Source organism: Ureibacillus sp. FSL W8-0352 (assembly GCF_038004345.1).
GTDB lineage: Bacteria > Bacillota > Bacilli > Bacillales_A > Planococcaceae > Ureibacillus > Ureibacillus thermosphaericus.
Map to the genome: position 1 here is coordinate 1546646 of NZ_JBBOQT010000001.1, position 14063 is coordinate 1560708.

Sequence of the window (14063 nt, forward strand, 5' to 3'; positions counted from 1 at the left end):
AACGTCCAAACTGGCTGTCTACGTTTATTATTATACTTCACTCATAAATAATTTGCAACTATCCGAAATAAAAATTTAGCATTTTTCTTTCATAAATATTATTTTTTTGACTAACACACTATTGATTTTTTAATTTCAATGCGCGTTCCATTTCTCGTTTTGCTTCTTTCTTCCGCTCATCCGCACGTTTATCATATTTTTTCTTACCTTTGCCAAGGCCGATCAACAACTTGGCATAGCCGTCTTTAATATAAATTTTCAAAGGTACAATCGTGTAGCCGTCCCGTTTGACTGCACCGGCAAGTTCTGCGATTTCTTTTTTATGTAATAACAGTTTCCGCACTCGCAGCGGATCATGGTTGAATCGGTTTCCTTGTTCATATGGGCTGATGTGCATATTGTGAATCCATGCTTCCCCGTTCCGTACCAACACGAAGGAATCTTTCAATTGCACACGGCCGGCGCGGATGGATTTAATTTCCGTTCCTTGCAATACCATACCAGCTTCAAATGTCTTTTCAATAAAATAATCGTGGTTTGCTTTTTTATTTTGAGCAATGACTTTTCCTGTACCCTTTGGCATAATTTACACCTCGCTGAACACACAAAATAAAAGGCTGCTAGAAATTCCTTCTTCTATTTTAAAGTAATTTCATAACAGCCTCTAGTATAATTGTTCGACAGATATTTGTCGAATCATCGGGCTACTTTCTTTTCTTCTTTTTCCCTTTTTTTGCAACGCCTTCGTAGAATTTCTCTTTCTTTTTCCCTTTGCGGCCGCGCTCTTCTTCCTCTTTCCGTTTTTTCTTCTTCCGTTCAGCATGAATCACTTTTGGCGCTTCTCTGCGAACTTTATGGAAAGATTTCACCATATCTACAATTTCAAAGTCAATAGAAGACTCATCCAAATTCACGTTGGCAACGCGGACTTTCACTTCATCTCCAATGCGGAAGATGCGTCCTGTATATTCGCCCACCATAATCATTTGGCGTTCATCAAAATGATAATAGTCATCCGTTAAGTTTGTAATATGCACGAGCCCTTCAATCGTATTTGGCAGCTCTACGAAAATACCGAAGCTTGTGACAGAAGAAACAATTCCAACAAATTCTTCGCCAATTTTATCTGACATGTATTGGGCTTTCTTTAATGCTTCTACATCCCGCTCTGCATCCACCGCTCTTCGTTCCCGTTCAGAAGTATGATCCGCGATGTCTTCCATTTCTTGAGCCCACTTAAAAATCGTCTCTTTTGAAACGTCCCCTTCAAATAAATACGTCCGAATTAATCGGTGAACAATTAAGTCTGGATAACGACGAATCGGTGATGTGAAATGCGTATAAAAATCAGTGGATAGACCAAAGTGTCCTAAAGATTCTGGATAATATCGTGCTTGTTGCAATGAACGAAGCAACATTGTCGAAATCACCGGTTCTTCCGGCAATCCATCAATGGATTCAATAATTTCTTGCAACGCTTTCGGATGAACGGAATTACCTGTTCCTTTTACAATTAAGCCGAAGTTTGTGATGAATTCAAAGAAACGTTGTAATTTTTCCGGTTTTGGATCTTCGTGGATACGATATAAGAAAGGAACTTCCATCCAGTGGAAATGCTCTGCTACCGTTTCATTTGCACAAAGCATAAATTCTTCAATAATGCGTTCAGCAACTGTGCGTTCACGTAACACGATATCAATTGGCCAACCCTCTTCGTTCACAACGACTTTTGCTTCATTAAAGTCAAAGTCGATTGCTCCTCGATTCATGCGTTTTTTACGTAAAATCGAAGCTAATTCTGCCATCTCTTTAAACATTGGAACGAGAGGTTTGTACCGCTCGATAAGCTCCTCATCTTCCTCTTCTAATATTTTATAAACATCTCGATAAGTCATTCGCTCTGTTGTACGAATCACGCTTGGGAATATTTCATGTTCAATGACTTGTCCGTTTTGGTCAACAATCATCTCACAGGAAATCGTCAAGCGGTCGACTTGAGGGTTTAATGAGCATATGCCATTTGATAACCTGTGGGGAATCATTGGAATCACTCGGTCCGCCAAGTAAACACTTGTTCCTCTTTCAAATGCTTCTTGGTCAATGAGAGACCCTTCCTTCACATAGTAACTTACGTCCGCTATGTGAACGCCTAATTTGTAAGTACCATCTTCATTTTTCGTGACCGTTACCGCATCGTCTAAGTCTTTTGCATCGGCGCCGTCAATCGTTACGATCGTTTCATTTCGCAAATCTCTGCGGCCTACTAAATCTTCTTCCGTAATCACATCAGGCATTTGTGCTGCTTCTTTTAGCACTTCATCAGGAAATTCAGGCGGTATTTCATATTGATAAATAATAGATAAAATATCAACACCTGGATCATTTTTGTGCCCTAATATTTTAATAATGACCCCTGTAGCCGATTTAATTTCGCTCGGCCAGTTTGTCACTTCCACAACCACTTTATGGCCATCCACCGCACCTAAAGAATCTTCTTTCGCTACGAAAATATCCATGTTTAATCGTTTATCATCCGGCACAACAAATCCGAATCCTCGATTTGCTTGATACGTACCAACGAACGTTGTTTTCGAACGTTCTACCACTTTGATGATGGTACCTTCTCGCTTATCGCCTGAAGATTCTTTCAATACCCGAACTAGCACAATGTCTCCATTTAATGCGCCATTGACTTCATGTGGAGGGATGAAAATATCATCCAATCCTTCTTCTTCAGGCACCACAAATCCATAACCTTTAGAATGGCCGATAAATTTTCCTCTAAGTAAGTTCATTCGCTCCGGCAAGCCGTAACGGTTCGAACGGGAGCGTACAATATATCCCTGGTCTTCCATGCGTACGAGCGCTTTTACTAATTCCTTAAATTCATCCGCACTTTCGATACCGAGCACTTCTTCTAGCTCATCCACTTTAAGCGGCTTATAGTCTTCTTCCTTCATTAAATTAAATATTCTTTGTTCTAGCTCACTGAACACTGCGATTTCCCTCCTTTATTTCGAAATGAGTTAATCTTCCCAATCTAGGCTTTCTAGAAATTCGAAGATTACTTCATGCAGTTGATTTTTTTCTTTATCTAATGTAATGACATGTCCGGACTCTTCAAACCAAATCAGTTTTTTATTTAAGGATTCCACATTTTCATAGATAATATGAGCGGATTTCGGGTCAATAATTTCGTCGTTTCTTGATTGAATGACTAGAATCGGTGCATACACTAAATCCAGTTCATTTCGAACATTTTGCACGAATTGCTGCAGATCAGGTAAGCTTGGCATTCCTTTTTGGCGAATAGCTTCAACTTCTTCACTAATTTGTTGTTCTGTTTTTCCCTCATATTTTTTATACTCTTTTGCATATTTGATAACACCTTTGAACATGATATCCGTCGTTTTCATTGTCATAGGAGAGCACATGGTGATGACTCCTTTGAGAGGGAAGTTCATGGCAAGTTTTAATGCTAAAACGCCGCCAAGAGAGAGTCCGGCAACTGCAATTTCTTCATATCCTTTTTCTTTTAAGGTTTCGTATGCTTTAACAACATCTTCCCACCAATCTTTTGGACCTGTTTCAATCAGTTGTTCTGGCGGTACACCGTGGCCTCGGTAGTGAGGGGCAAAACATGTATAACCTTTTTTCTCAAGAAAACGACCTAGCATTCGTACGTCGGCTGAACTTCCTGTAAATCCATGAAGCAATAATACTGCCCGCTTTCCTGCTTGAAAAAAGAATGGTTGTTGCTCTTTAATTTTCATAAAATCCTCCAATTATATGTGAATCTTGTTGAATTGATGCCAGTATTTTCACGAGTATGCAAATTTTTCTCAAACTCTACTCCATTATAAATGAAAAAGCCTAACCATGCTCGGTTAGACTTTTATTTTATCCATTAAAATTTAATTATTAACAATGTCAAAATGAAAAATAATACTGCAAGAACAATTGTCAATCTATGTAAAACTAAATCCATTCCTCTAGCTTTCGTTTTACCGAATAGTTGTTCAGCTCCACCAGAGATGGCACCTGATAAACCTGCACTTTTACCAGATTGCAATAATACTACGGTGATTAAAGCAAGAGACACAAGAATTAATAATACTAATAATACAGTATGCACTAGTCCCACCTCCTGAACGAACAGTACTTTTACACTAATAGTTAGTATATCAAAAACGATTCTCCGTTACAACAATGTTAAAAAATTGAAAAAATATTTATCAAAACCGTTATGTTTAAAACGCTTTCATAATTCATTTCATTCTAAAAGTTCTATTTTTTCAGAAATTTATTGATTTTTCTATATTATTCTCATAAAATAAATTCCACTCACAAATTTAATAGAAAGAAGAGGATTTCGATGAATATGTTTCAAAAAATCGGGAAATTTGCAGGAGATACCTTTGCACTTTGGGTATTATTAGCTGCTGCTCTCGCAATGTGGGTTCCACAATATTTCACATGGATTGCACCTTGGATTACGACGCTTCTCGGAATTGTCATGTTCGGTATGGGGATGACGTTAAAATTAGATGATTTTAAACTCGTTTTGCAACACCCTAAAGGAGTTATTCTTGGAATCATTTCACAATTTACGATCATGCCGTTGCTTGCTTTTGTATTAGCAAAACTTTTCCAACTTCCACCTGAAATTGCTGTCGGAGTGATTTTAGTTGGATGTTGTCCTGGCGGTACTGCTTCAAACGTTATGACATTTTTAGCGAAAGGGAATACGGCATTATCTGTAACAATTACGTCATTTACAACGTTGCTTGCTCCAATTGTAACACCTGCATTAATTTATTTTTTAGCAAGTGAATGGCTTCCAGTATCCTTTATGGCCATGTTTATGTCTGTCGTAAAAGTGGTTTTAATTCCTATTATTTTAGGGATTCTTGCTCAAATATTCTTTAAACCAGTTGTTGCAAAAAGCATCGATATTCTGCCAACAATTTCGGTTGTTGCAATTGTGTTAATTGTTGCAGCAGTCGTAAGCGGCAGCCGCGATAAAATTATCGAATCTGGATTGTTAATTTTAGCTGTCGTAATTTTACATAACGGATTAGGTTACGCTATCGGATATTTAGCAGCGAAAATTTTCCGCATGGATTATGAAGACAAAAAAGCTGTTGCCATCGAAGTGGGAATGCAAAATTCTGGATTAGGTGCAAGTTTAGCGGCAACACATTTTGATCCAATTTCTGCAGTACCAAGTGCCATCTTCAGCTTCTGGCACAATATTTCCGGACCGATACTTGCAACCTATTGGTCAAAGAAAGCTGGAAAAGTGGAAGAATAAGTAGTTGTATATTGGTATGGAGGCAAGGTGATTCGTCATCTTGCTTTTTTATGGCTAATTTAAGGTAGTCAAATTTTTATTTTCACAGCAATTTTCCGTCCAAAATAAAAGTTTCAGGAGATTTATTCCTTTTTGATAATCCAGGTTTTATTATGTTGGATAAAGGGGGTGACACGTTGCTTTTATTGGATCGAAAAACTCCAAAAAGCATTCTCATTATCGAAGCTCTTTTACGCAGATTAGATGTAAATGATCGAGACTTCTCCTACTTTCAAGATTACTTGACACGTCTAAAGTATGGATACGAGGGTGAGCACAGAGTCGACCGTGAATGGTTTGAAATGCCATATTTGAATGAACATTACTTATTTTTTAATTATGAAATTGAAAATGAATTTGGATTTTCTCATCAAGTGGATACGATTCTATTAACGAAACACTTTTTGTTAATTTTGGAAGTGAAAAATATTTCTGGCCGAGTTGATTATGATGAACAGAAACATCAACTCACTCGCACTCGTCCAACAGGCACAGAAGATATTTTAACGAATCCTTTTGATCAATTGCATCGCCATGAAGAATTATTTCAACGGATTTTATCGAAATTAAAAATTTCCTTGCCAATTGAGAAAGCGGTTGTCATGGCAAATCCTTCCTCCATCATCGGAAATGTTCCGAAATCTCCTCCAATTTTTCATGCGAGCGGGTTACGTTCATTTATCAAAAAATGTCTTGTTCGGCACGAAAGTAAACTTACTACAAGTCAATTGGATAAATTAGCGAAATATCTTCTTTCTAATGTGGTCACACGAGATTTTGATTTAAATATCAGTGTTGAGAGAATCCGAAAAGGAGTGCTTTGCGAAAATTGCAATTATAGTGTGGTCATGACTTACAAAAGAGGAATTTGGTCTTGTCCGCAGTGCGGCGTTCAAAGTAGAAAAGCTTTTCTAAGAGCGTTAGATGATTATCGATTATTGATTAGCGACCGGATTACGAATCAAGAGTTTAGGGAGTTTTTCCATGTGGAATCAATGTATGCATCTTCTAAAATATTGTCTCGACTAAATTTAAAAACGGTGGGTTATAAAAAGGGAAGATATTATATTATTCCAGAAGATATTCTCAATCGTTAGGATATGAAAGTATATTTTGGCTATCTAGAGTCTGGGGGTTCTAGATGGCCTTCTTTAAATAGGCATGCTTACCCTTTGGCAATTATATTCCCGAGATTGACTATTATCGCAGCCACTTTGACTATTATCTCCTCGAAGTTGACTATTATCTGTTCTCTCTTGTAGCTGATTTTTCCCTTTGGCTATTATATCCCCGAGATTGACTATTATCGCAGCCACTTTGACTATTATCTCCTCGAAGTTGACTATTATCTGTTCTCTCTTGTAGCTGATTTTTCCCTTTGGCTATTATATCCCCGAGATTGACTATTATCGCAGCCACTTTGACTATTATTTCCTCGAAGTTGACTATTATCCGTTCTCTCTCGTAGCTGTTTTTTCCCTTTGGCTATTATATTCCCGAGTTTGACTATTATCGCAGCCACTTTGACTATTATGTAAGCCCGAAATAAAAATAGCGCACCTTTCGGTACGCACGACGAATGGCCAGCTAACTGAAAATTTTTTCGGTTAGCTGGCTATTTTGCACATGTGGCTTGGATATTTTCAGACCAAGGCAGATAGTCATGTAAAATTTCAGGTTGCTGATGAATTGGTAAATTAGGAAGATCTGTCATCAGCTTTACTAAATATCGATAGAAGTCAATCCCATTTGCTTTGGCTGTTTCAGCTAAACTTAAACAAATCGCATTTGCTTTTGCACCTGCTTCGCTAAAAGAAAAAAGCCAGTTTTTTCGACCAATCACATTGGGACGAATGGCATTTTCAGCTGGATTGTTATCAATGGCAACGTTTCCGTTATCGAGAAACACCTTTAACTCTTCTTTTCGGCTCAATGTATATTCCGCAGCTTTCGCAATGGCATTTTTACCGAAGAAAGGTGAGCGATCAATCCAATCAAAAAATTCGTCGATGATGGGTTTAGCTTCTTTTTGCCGAATTTGCACACGTTTTTCTGGTGACAGATGTTTTATTTTACGCTCGATATGAAATAACCGATCACAATATTCCACACCTATTCGACCATTCTTACTGTCTACTTTTAACCAATATCGACGTACATGGGCCCAACAGTTGGCGAATTTCACATTAGGCAATTGATTGTAAGCTGAATAACCATCGCAAATGACAGTTCCTTTAAAGTCCTTGATTAAATCTTCTAAGATAGCTCGTCCACGAGATAGAGCACTCTTAAATAAAACAATAATCGGACCTTCACTTTGGACGCTACGACACACCCAATTATAGGCGTTTGATTGAGGAGCCTTTCCATCGGAACGTTTGATGATTTTCGAATAAGTTTCATCAATGTGTAACACTGATTTTTTCATTAGCTGCTGCTTCATCAAGTCATATAAGGGCTGTAGCCAATCTTCAGATACACGAATGACCCAATTCGATAAATTTTTATCATTCGTTAGTAAACCATAACGTTCCCATTCCTTTACCTGACGATAGAGAGGTAAGTACTGAATAAACTTATCATAAATAAGTTTCGCTAGAACAGTAGGCCCGGCAATACTTCTTTGAATGGCACCTTGTGGTGCTTTCCCACGTTTAATTTGAGCTTTTTGTAAGTTGTCTTTTTTACATGTTTTACATTCGTATACATGTTCAAAATGTTGTACCCGTTTCATTGTTGCTGGAATAAATTTCGCCTCTTCACGCACAAGGACTGAACTAAATTCCACCATTTCTCCATGGCAACAGTCACAAATTATGTTTTCTGGATGATGATGAATTTCTTCTATTTCAATATCTCCACGAAAGGAATCATTTCGCTTTTTATTTGTCTTTTTACGAGTAACGGTATAACAAATTGTTTCCGTGCTTTGTTCTTCTGTGTGCTCAGATTCGTTAAAAAAAGGGTCATCTTCATCTTCAAATAAAGAAATTTGCCCATCAGGCGCTCGATACTTAGACTTTTCAGATTTAGAACCATATAAAGCTTTTGTTAATTGGCGAACTTGTTCAGTTAACACCTCAATTTGTTTCAACGATTGCTCCAATTTCTTTGCTAATTCGTTATTCTGCTTATTTGAATGTGCTAATTGTTGTTCCAGTAATTGAATCAATCGTTCTTTTTGTTGCATAGAAGTGTTGCCCAAATCATTCACCACATTTCGTTCAATATATACTATGGATAATTATACCATTGAAAGTGTTTTGATTAAAAGACACCTTTTTTAGATTTTACAATAGCCTTCGGTTGTTGAAGGGATAATCCTTCTAACAACCAACGTAGTTCTTGTTGAGAGAGTTTTCTTACTTCATTTTCATTTTTTGGCCATTGTAATTTTCCATTATCCAAGCGTTTATAAAGCATCGCAAATCCATCACCATCGAAATACAAACATTTATAGCGATCCTTACTCCAACCTGAAAATAGAAAAATTGAATCACCATATGGATCTAATTGAAACGAATCTTGAATGAGCGTAGCCAGACCATCGATACCTTTTCGCATGTCGGTCTTCCCGCAAATAATATAAATATTTTTTACGCTCGTAAAATCATGTTTCATAGATTTTTCAACTCCCTCATAATGGTTTGAATAATGTGCTCATCTACGCCATTAAAGAAGGAAATCTCAGCGAGAGCAGTTTTAATGACGCAACCTGGTTTAGCTGCATCATGTGGAGAATGAAACGAAGTAGCTTCAGTTGGAAGAGGATTAAGTTTAACAGGGACAATTGTTAATTTATTTTTGGACATAGATATGGCACCTCCTTTAATTGATACGTCTATCGTACCGAAGGTGCCAAATATATTATATGCGTTATTTGATTACGGGCTTACACTATTATTTCCTCGAAGTTGACTATTATCTGTTCTCTCTCGTAGCTGTTTTTTCCCTTTGGCTATTATATTCCCGAGATTGACTATTATCGCAGCCACTTTGACTATTATCTCCTCGAAGTTGACTATTATCCGTTCTCTTTCGTAGCTGTTTTTTCCCTTTGGCTATTATATTCCCGAGATTGACTATTATCGCAGCCACTTTGACTATTATCTCCTCGAAGTTTACTATTATCTGTTCTCTCTTGTTGCTGTTTTTCCCTTTAGCAATAAAATTCTCGGGGTTGACTATTTCCCCGAAGTTCTCCCATTCTCTCATTGCCATGAATCAAAACCACCCGTGTGAACGGGTGGTTTGTTCTGCGGCTAGAAGCCTTTATTACTGGCCAACCCCTAAAGGGGCATCGAATGGTTCGCCAACCGCACTACTTTTCCAGCTGACCCTTAAAGGGTCTCTTTTATTTTTTCCTCGATTTTCTTTTTATCTCTTCACCTGTAAATGGATCAATAAATTCTTCCATACTGAGTTGATCCGCAATGATATCATCTTGTATTTGATTTCGAATATATTCTTCTATTACCTTTTTATTTCTGCCTACCGTATCCACATAAAATCCTCTACACCAAAATTTTCTGTTTCCATATCGATATTTTAAATGGGCATGTCGATCGAATATCATTAAACTACTTTTTCCTTTTAAATATCCCACGAATGATGAAACACTTAATTTCGGTGGAATACTAACCAACATATGTATGTGGTCTTTACATGCGGTAGCTTCAATAATTTCTACACCTTTTCTTTCACATAGTTGTCTTAATATTTGTCCTATATCTTTCTTTATCTTTCCATAGATTATCTGTCTTCTATATTTTGGTGCAAATACAATGTGATACTTACAATTCCATTTAGTATGTGCTAAACTATTTATGTCAGAAGACATAATAGGTCCCTCCTTGATACTAAAATTTGGTTGGCGAACCAAAATTTATTTTAGCATCAAGTGGGATCTTTTTTAATACCTCGCTATAAGCTATACGGAACCCCCTGCCTAGCAGGGGGTTTTCTTTTTTACAAAAAACCCGAGCCTCCGCTTTTCGGAAGCTCGGTTCAGTTCAATTCATGTTATTTTTTCAAATTATAGAATGACTTAATGCCAAGATATTGAGCAGTTGAGCCAAGTTGATCTTCAATACGTAATAATTGGTTGTATTTTGCTACGCGGTCTGTGCGAGAAGGAGCGCCTGTTTTGATTTGGCCAGCGTTTGTCGCTACTGCAATGTCTGCAATTGTTGAGTCTTCAGATTCACCGGAGCGGTGGGAGATGATGGCAGTGTAGCCAGCGCGTTTTGCCATTTCAATTGCATCTAAAGTTTCTGTTAATGTACCGATTTGGTTTACTTTAATTAGAATTGCGTTACCCACGCCTTGTTCAATTCCTTGCGCTAACTTCTTCGTATTAGTTACGAATAAATCATCACCTACAAGTTGAACGCGATGGCCAATACGCTCAGTTAATAGTTTGTGGCCTTCCCAGTCGTTTTCATCTAAGCCGTCTTCAATGGAAATGATTGGGTATTTAGAAGTTAATTCTTCGTACCAATCCACCATTTCTTCAGAAGTTTTAACAACGCCTTCACCAGCTAAATGATATTTTCCATCTTCTTTGTTGTATAGCTCAGATGAAGCTACGTCTAATGCAATGCGAACTTCTTCTCCTGGTTTATAGCCAGCGCGTTCGATTGCTTCTAAAATCACTTGGATTGCTTCTTCGTTGCTATTTAAGTTTGGTGCGAAACCACCTTCGTCACCTACAGCTGTGTTGTAACCTTTTTCTTTTAATACAGCTTTTAAATTGTGGAAGATTTCTGCTCCCATGCGTAATGCGTGACGGAAAGATTCTGCTCCAACAGGCATAATCATGAATTCTTGAATATCTACGTTGTTATCTGCATGTGCCCCACCATTTAAAATGTTCATCATAGGCACTGGTAATTGTTTTGCATTCACGCCACCAAGATATTGATATAAAGGAATATCAAGATAATTTGCCGCTGCATGTGCGCAAGCAAGAGAAACACCTAAAATGGCATTGGCGCCAAGTTTTCCTTTATTTTCAGTACCGTCAAGTTCGATTAAAACATTGTCAATTTCTACTTGATCTAATACAGAATAGTTGTTTTCTAAAGCTTCTGCAATGATTGTGTTAACATTTTCTACAGCTTTTAATACGCCTTTTCCTAGATAACGAGATTTATCGCCATCACGTAATTCAACAGCTTCATATTCACCAGTTGATGCACCAGATGGAACGATAGCACGTCCAAATGCACCTGATTCCGTAAATACTTCTACTTCAACTGTTGGGTTACCGCGAGAGTCTAAAACTTCACGAGCATATACTTGTGTAATAAATGGCATATCAATTCTCCTCTATATAAAAAATTTTAATTTAGCTGAGATTGGGTATATTTATAACAATTAAGCGAAAATCATAATCAATATTCTTACTTTTCCACTACCTCAAAAAGTGGTTGTCCTGTCATTTCTTCAGGTTGTGGTATATTTAATAATTTTAACATAGTTGGTGCTAAATCGGCTAAAATTCCATTTTCTCTCATCTCAATACCATGTTTTGTGATAATGACTGGTACTGGATTTGTTGTATGAGCCGTCATTGGTTTGCCGTCTAATGTAACCACTTCATCAGAATTGCCGTGGTCTGCCGTAATGATGGCAGTACCGCCAAGTTCTAAAATTTTATCAACAACTCGGCCTAAGCATTCATCTACTGCTTCGATTGCTTTAATTGTCGGCTCTAACATACCGCTGTGTCCTACCATGTCAGGATTTGCGTAATTTAAAATAATGGCATCGAATTTATCTGCTTCTAATTCATTAAGCAGTGCCTCTGTTACTTCATAAGCACTCATTTCAGGTTTTAAATCATATGTAGCTACTTTTGGGGATGCAATTAAGATTCTTTCCTCACCAGGAAACTTCTCTTCTCTGCCGCCGCTCATGAAATATGTAACATGAGGGTATTTTTCTGTTTCAGCAATACGTAATTGCGTTAAACCGTGTCTTGAGATGACTTCCCCTACAGTATTAATTAAATCTTCATTTTCAAACACTACATCTGCATATACGTCGTCGCTATATTCAGTAAATGTGACGAATTTTAAATTTTCAGGATGCTTATCTGATAGCTTAAATGCGATAAATTTGTCATTCGTAAATACAGTCGATAGCTGAATAGCGCGGTCAGGTCGGAAATTAAAATGAATGACTGCATCGTTTGCGTCAATGGTTGCTACTGGTTTTCCTTCTTCAGTAATGACAAATGGAATGACAAATTCATCAGTTACATCACGATTATAGGAGTTTTCTACACCTAATTTTGCACTAGCAGCAGTATGACCAATACCATCCACTAGAGCTTTGTAAGATAATTCCACTCGTTCCCAGCGTTTATCACGGTCCATTGCGTAATAACGACCATGAATCGTAGCGAATTTTCCGATTCCGATTTCATCCATTTGTCTTTCTGTTTCTTCAATATAACCAATTGCTGTTTTCGGACCTACATCGCGTCCATCTAAGAATCCGTGAACATACACTTCGTCAAGGCCATGACGTTTTGCCAATTTCAATAATGCAAATAAATGCTCATAATGACTATGTACCCCACCATCTGACAATAGCCCCATAACGTGGAGTTTGGAATTATTGTTCTTTACATGTTCGATTGCTCCAAGCAATTTTTCATTCTCGAAAAATTGACCTTCACGAATTGATTTATGAATTCGTGTTAAGCTTTGGTATACGATTCGGCCTGCACCAATATTTAAATGTCCGACTTCTGAATTACCCATTTGGCCTTCTGGAAGTCCAACTGCTTCTCCACATGCTGTTAGAGTTGCATGTGGATACGTTGACCAGTAACGATCAAAATTTGGTTTCTTACTTTGAGCCACTGCATTACCGAATACTTCGTCGCGTAATGCAAAGCCGTCTAAAATAATTAATGCGACTGGCTTTCTAGGCATTTGCCCCCGCCTCCAATAATTTTAAATATGATTCAACTTGTAAGCTGGCACCACCAACGAGTGCGCCATCGATATGTTCTTTTGATAATAATTCATCAATATTTTCAGGCTTGACACTTCCACCGTATTGAATGCGAATGTTTTCAGCCACATCTTTTCCAAACAATTCCTCAATTCCCTGGCGAATATGGCCACATACCGCATTTGCATCATCTGCCGTAGCCGTTTTACCTGTTCCGATTGCCCAAATTGGTTCGTAGGCGATAACTATATGCTGTACTTCTTCTGGGGATAAGTCAGCTAAAGCCTTTTTCACTTGGTTCGTTACTTTCTTTTCTGTTAGGCCAGCTTCACGTTCTTCCAATGTTTCCCCGCAGCATACGATTGGAACAATACCGTGAGCTAAAGCAGCTTTTACTTTTTTATTTACCGCTTCATCTGTTTCATTGAAATATTCACGGCGCTCAGAATGACCTAAAATAACATAGTCAACTTGAATAGCCTCTAACTGTTTTGGACTAATTTCGCCTGTAAAAGCACCTTCTTCCTCATAGTGCATGTTTTGAGCTCCAATAGCCAAGTCTGTTTCCTTAGCAATTTCCACAAGGGTTGGCAAATACAAGGCTGGGGCGCAAACAACTGCATCCACTTTATTCTCAGAAGGAATTCTGTCTTTAATTGCCTCTACAAACTCCACTGCCTCATCAAAGGTTTTATACATTTTCCAGTTAGCAGCAATAATCGGTTTACGCATTAAATTTCTC

Annotated in this window: 14 protein-coding genes; 2 read left to right on the top strand and 12 right to left on the bottom strand. The window is 37.8% G+C overall.

What is annotated here, in order from left to right; genetic code table 11:
* Positions 1-118: 118 nt before the first annotated feature.
* The 4 genes from smpB to secG form a co-directional block, all read right to left on the bottom strand.
* Positions 119-583, bottom strand: a complete 465-nt coding sequence (smpB, locus tag NST98_RS07925) for an SsrA-binding protein SmpB (RefSeq protein ID WP_016838673.1) — start codon at positions 581-583, stop codon at positions 119-121.
* Between the two features lie 121 nt (positions 584-704).
* Positions 705-2996, bottom strand: coding sequence for a ribonuclease R (gene rnr / locus NST98_RS07930; RefSeq protein WP_340714854.1), 2292 nt, complete (start codon positions 2994-2996; stop codon positions 705-707).
* A 30-nt stretch (positions 2997-3026) separates the two neighbouring features.
* Positions 3027-3773, bottom strand: a complete 747-nt coding sequence (locus NST98_RS07935) for an alpha/beta hydrolase (RefSeq protein WP_340714855.1) — start codon at positions 3771-3773, stop codon at positions 3027-3029.
* Between the two features lie 134 nt (positions 3774-3907).
* The gene (gene secG, locus NST98_RS07940; RefSeq protein ID WP_340705131.1) at positions 3908-4135 is read right to left on the bottom strand and encodes a preprotein translocase subunit SecG; all 228 of its coding nucleotides are present in this window, start codon (positions 4133-4135) and stop codon (positions 3908-3910) included.
* Between the two features lie 240 nt (positions 4136-4375).
* Here secG and NST98_RS07945 point away from each other — a divergent pair, with 240 nt between their 5' ends.
* Together NST98_RS07945 and NST98_RS07950 are read left to right on the top strand one after the other, a co-directional pair.
* On the top strand, positions 4376-5314 hold the full coding sequence (locus NST98_RS07945; RefSeq protein ID WP_340714856.1) for a bile acid:sodium symporter family protein: 939 nt from the start codon (positions 4376-4378) through the stop codon (positions 5312-5314).
* Between the two features lie 176 nt (positions 5315-5490).
* Entirely contained in the window at positions 5491-6450 is a 960-nt protein-coding gene (locus NST98_RS07950) for a nuclease-related domain-containing protein (RefSeq protein WP_340714857.1), read from the top strand.
* Between the two features lie 518 nt (positions 6451-6968).
* Here NST98_RS07950 and tnpC read toward each other — a convergent pair.
* The 8 genes from tnpC to tpiA form a co-directional block, all read right to left on the bottom strand.
* Positions 6969-8543: an IS66 family transposase gene (gene tnpC / locus NST98_RS07955; RefSeq protein ID WP_445684053.1), complete on the bottom strand. Its 1575-nt coding sequence runs from the start codon at positions 8541-8543 to the stop codon at positions 6969-6971.
* A 77-nt stretch (positions 8544-8620) separates the two neighbouring features.
* Positions 8621-8974 (bottom strand): IS66 family insertion sequence element accessory protein TnpB, encoded by a 354-nt coding sequence (gene tnpB, locus NST98_RS07960; protein ID WP_340714537.1) that lies wholly within the window; start codon positions 8972-8974, stop codon positions 8621-8623.
* The gene (locus NST98_RS07965; RefSeq protein ID WP_340714536.1) at positions 8971-9165 is read right to left on the bottom strand and encodes a hypothetical protein; all 195 of its coding nucleotides are present in this window, start codon (positions 9163-9165) and stop codon (positions 8971-8973) included. The genes tnpB and NST98_RS07965 overlap by 4 nt, the downstream gene beginning before the upstream one ends.
* A gap of 109 nt (positions 9166-9274) precedes the next feature.
* Positions 9275-9574, bottom strand: a complete 300-nt coding sequence (locus NST98_RS07970) for a hypothetical protein (protein ID WP_340714858.1) — start codon at positions 9572-9574, stop codon at positions 9275-9277.
* Between the two features lie 133 nt (positions 9575-9707).
* Positions 9708-10193 carry an IS200/IS605 family transposase gene (tnpA, locus tag NST98_RS07975; protein ID WP_340433309.1) on the bottom strand — a complete coding sequence of 162 codons (486 nt, stop codon included), beginning with the start codon at positions 10191-10193 and terminating at the stop codon, positions 9708-9710.
* Between the two features lie 182 nt (positions 10194-10375).
* Positions 10376-11671, bottom strand: coding sequence for a phosphopyruvate hydratase (eno, locus tag NST98_RS07980; RefSeq protein ID WP_340714859.1), 1296 nt, complete (start codon positions 11669-11671; stop codon positions 10376-10378).
* A gap of 86 nt (positions 11672-11757) precedes the next feature.
* Complete coding sequence (gene gpmI, locus NST98_RS07985) at positions 11758-13299, bottom strand: 2,3-bisphosphoglycerate-independent phosphoglycerate mutase (protein ID WP_340714860.1); 1542 nt, start codon at positions 13297-13299, stop codon at positions 11758-11760.
* Positions 13292-14053, bottom strand: coding sequence for a triose-phosphate isomerase (gene tpiA / locus NST98_RS07990; protein WP_096551863.1), 762 nt, complete (start codon positions 14051-14053; stop codon positions 13292-13294). The genes gpmI and tpiA overlap by 8 nt, the downstream gene beginning before the upstream one ends.
* Positions 14054-14063: the final 10 nt, after the last annotated feature.

What these genes read in the sequence shown, in the direction of transcription:
- smpB (WP_016838673.1), bottom strand. Translation starts at nt 583, where the DNA reads ATGCCAAAGGGTACAGGAAAAGTCATTGCTCAAAATAAAAAAGCAAAC.
- NST98_RS07935 (WP_340714855.1), bottom strand. Translation starts at nt 3,773, where the DNA reads ATGAAAATTAAAGAGCAACAACCATTCTTTTTTCAAGCAGGAAAGCGG.
- NST98_RS07945 (WP_340714856.1), top strand. Translation starts at nt 4,376, where the DNA reads ATGAATATGTTTCAAAAAATCGGGAAATTTGCAGGAGATACCTTTGCA.
- tnpC (WP_445684053.1), bottom strand. Translation starts at nt 8,543, where the DNA reads ATGCAACAAAAAGAACGATTGATTCAATTACTGGAACAACAATTAGCA.
- tnpB (WP_340714537.1), bottom strand. Translation starts at nt 8,974, where the DNA reads ATGAAACATGATTTTACGAGCGTAAAAAATATTTATATTATTTGCGGG.
- NST98_RS07965 (WP_340714536.1), bottom strand. Translation starts at nt 9,165, where the DNA reads ATGTCCAAAAATAAATTAACAATTGTCCCTGTTAAACTTAATCCTCTT.
- NST98_RS07970 (WP_340714858.1), bottom strand. Translation starts at nt 9,574, where the DNA reads ATGGCAATGAGAGAATGGGAGAACTTCGGGGAAATAGTCAACCCCGAG.
- tnpA (WP_340433309.1), bottom strand. Translation starts at nt 10,193, where the DNA reads ATGTCTTCTGACATAAATAGTTTAGCACATACTAAATGGAATTGTAAG.
- eno (WP_340714859.1), bottom strand. Translation starts at nt 11,671, where the DNA reads ATGCCATTTATTACACAAGTATATGCTCGTGAAGTTTTAGACTCTCGC.
- gpmI (WP_340714860.1), bottom strand. Translation starts at nt 13,299, where the DNA reads ATGCCTAGAAAGCCAGTCGCATTAATTATTTTAGACGGCTTTGCATTA.
- tpiA (WP_096551863.1), bottom strand. Translation starts at nt 14,053, where the DNA reads ATGCGTAAACCGATTATTGCTGCTAACTGGAAAATGTATAAAACCTTT.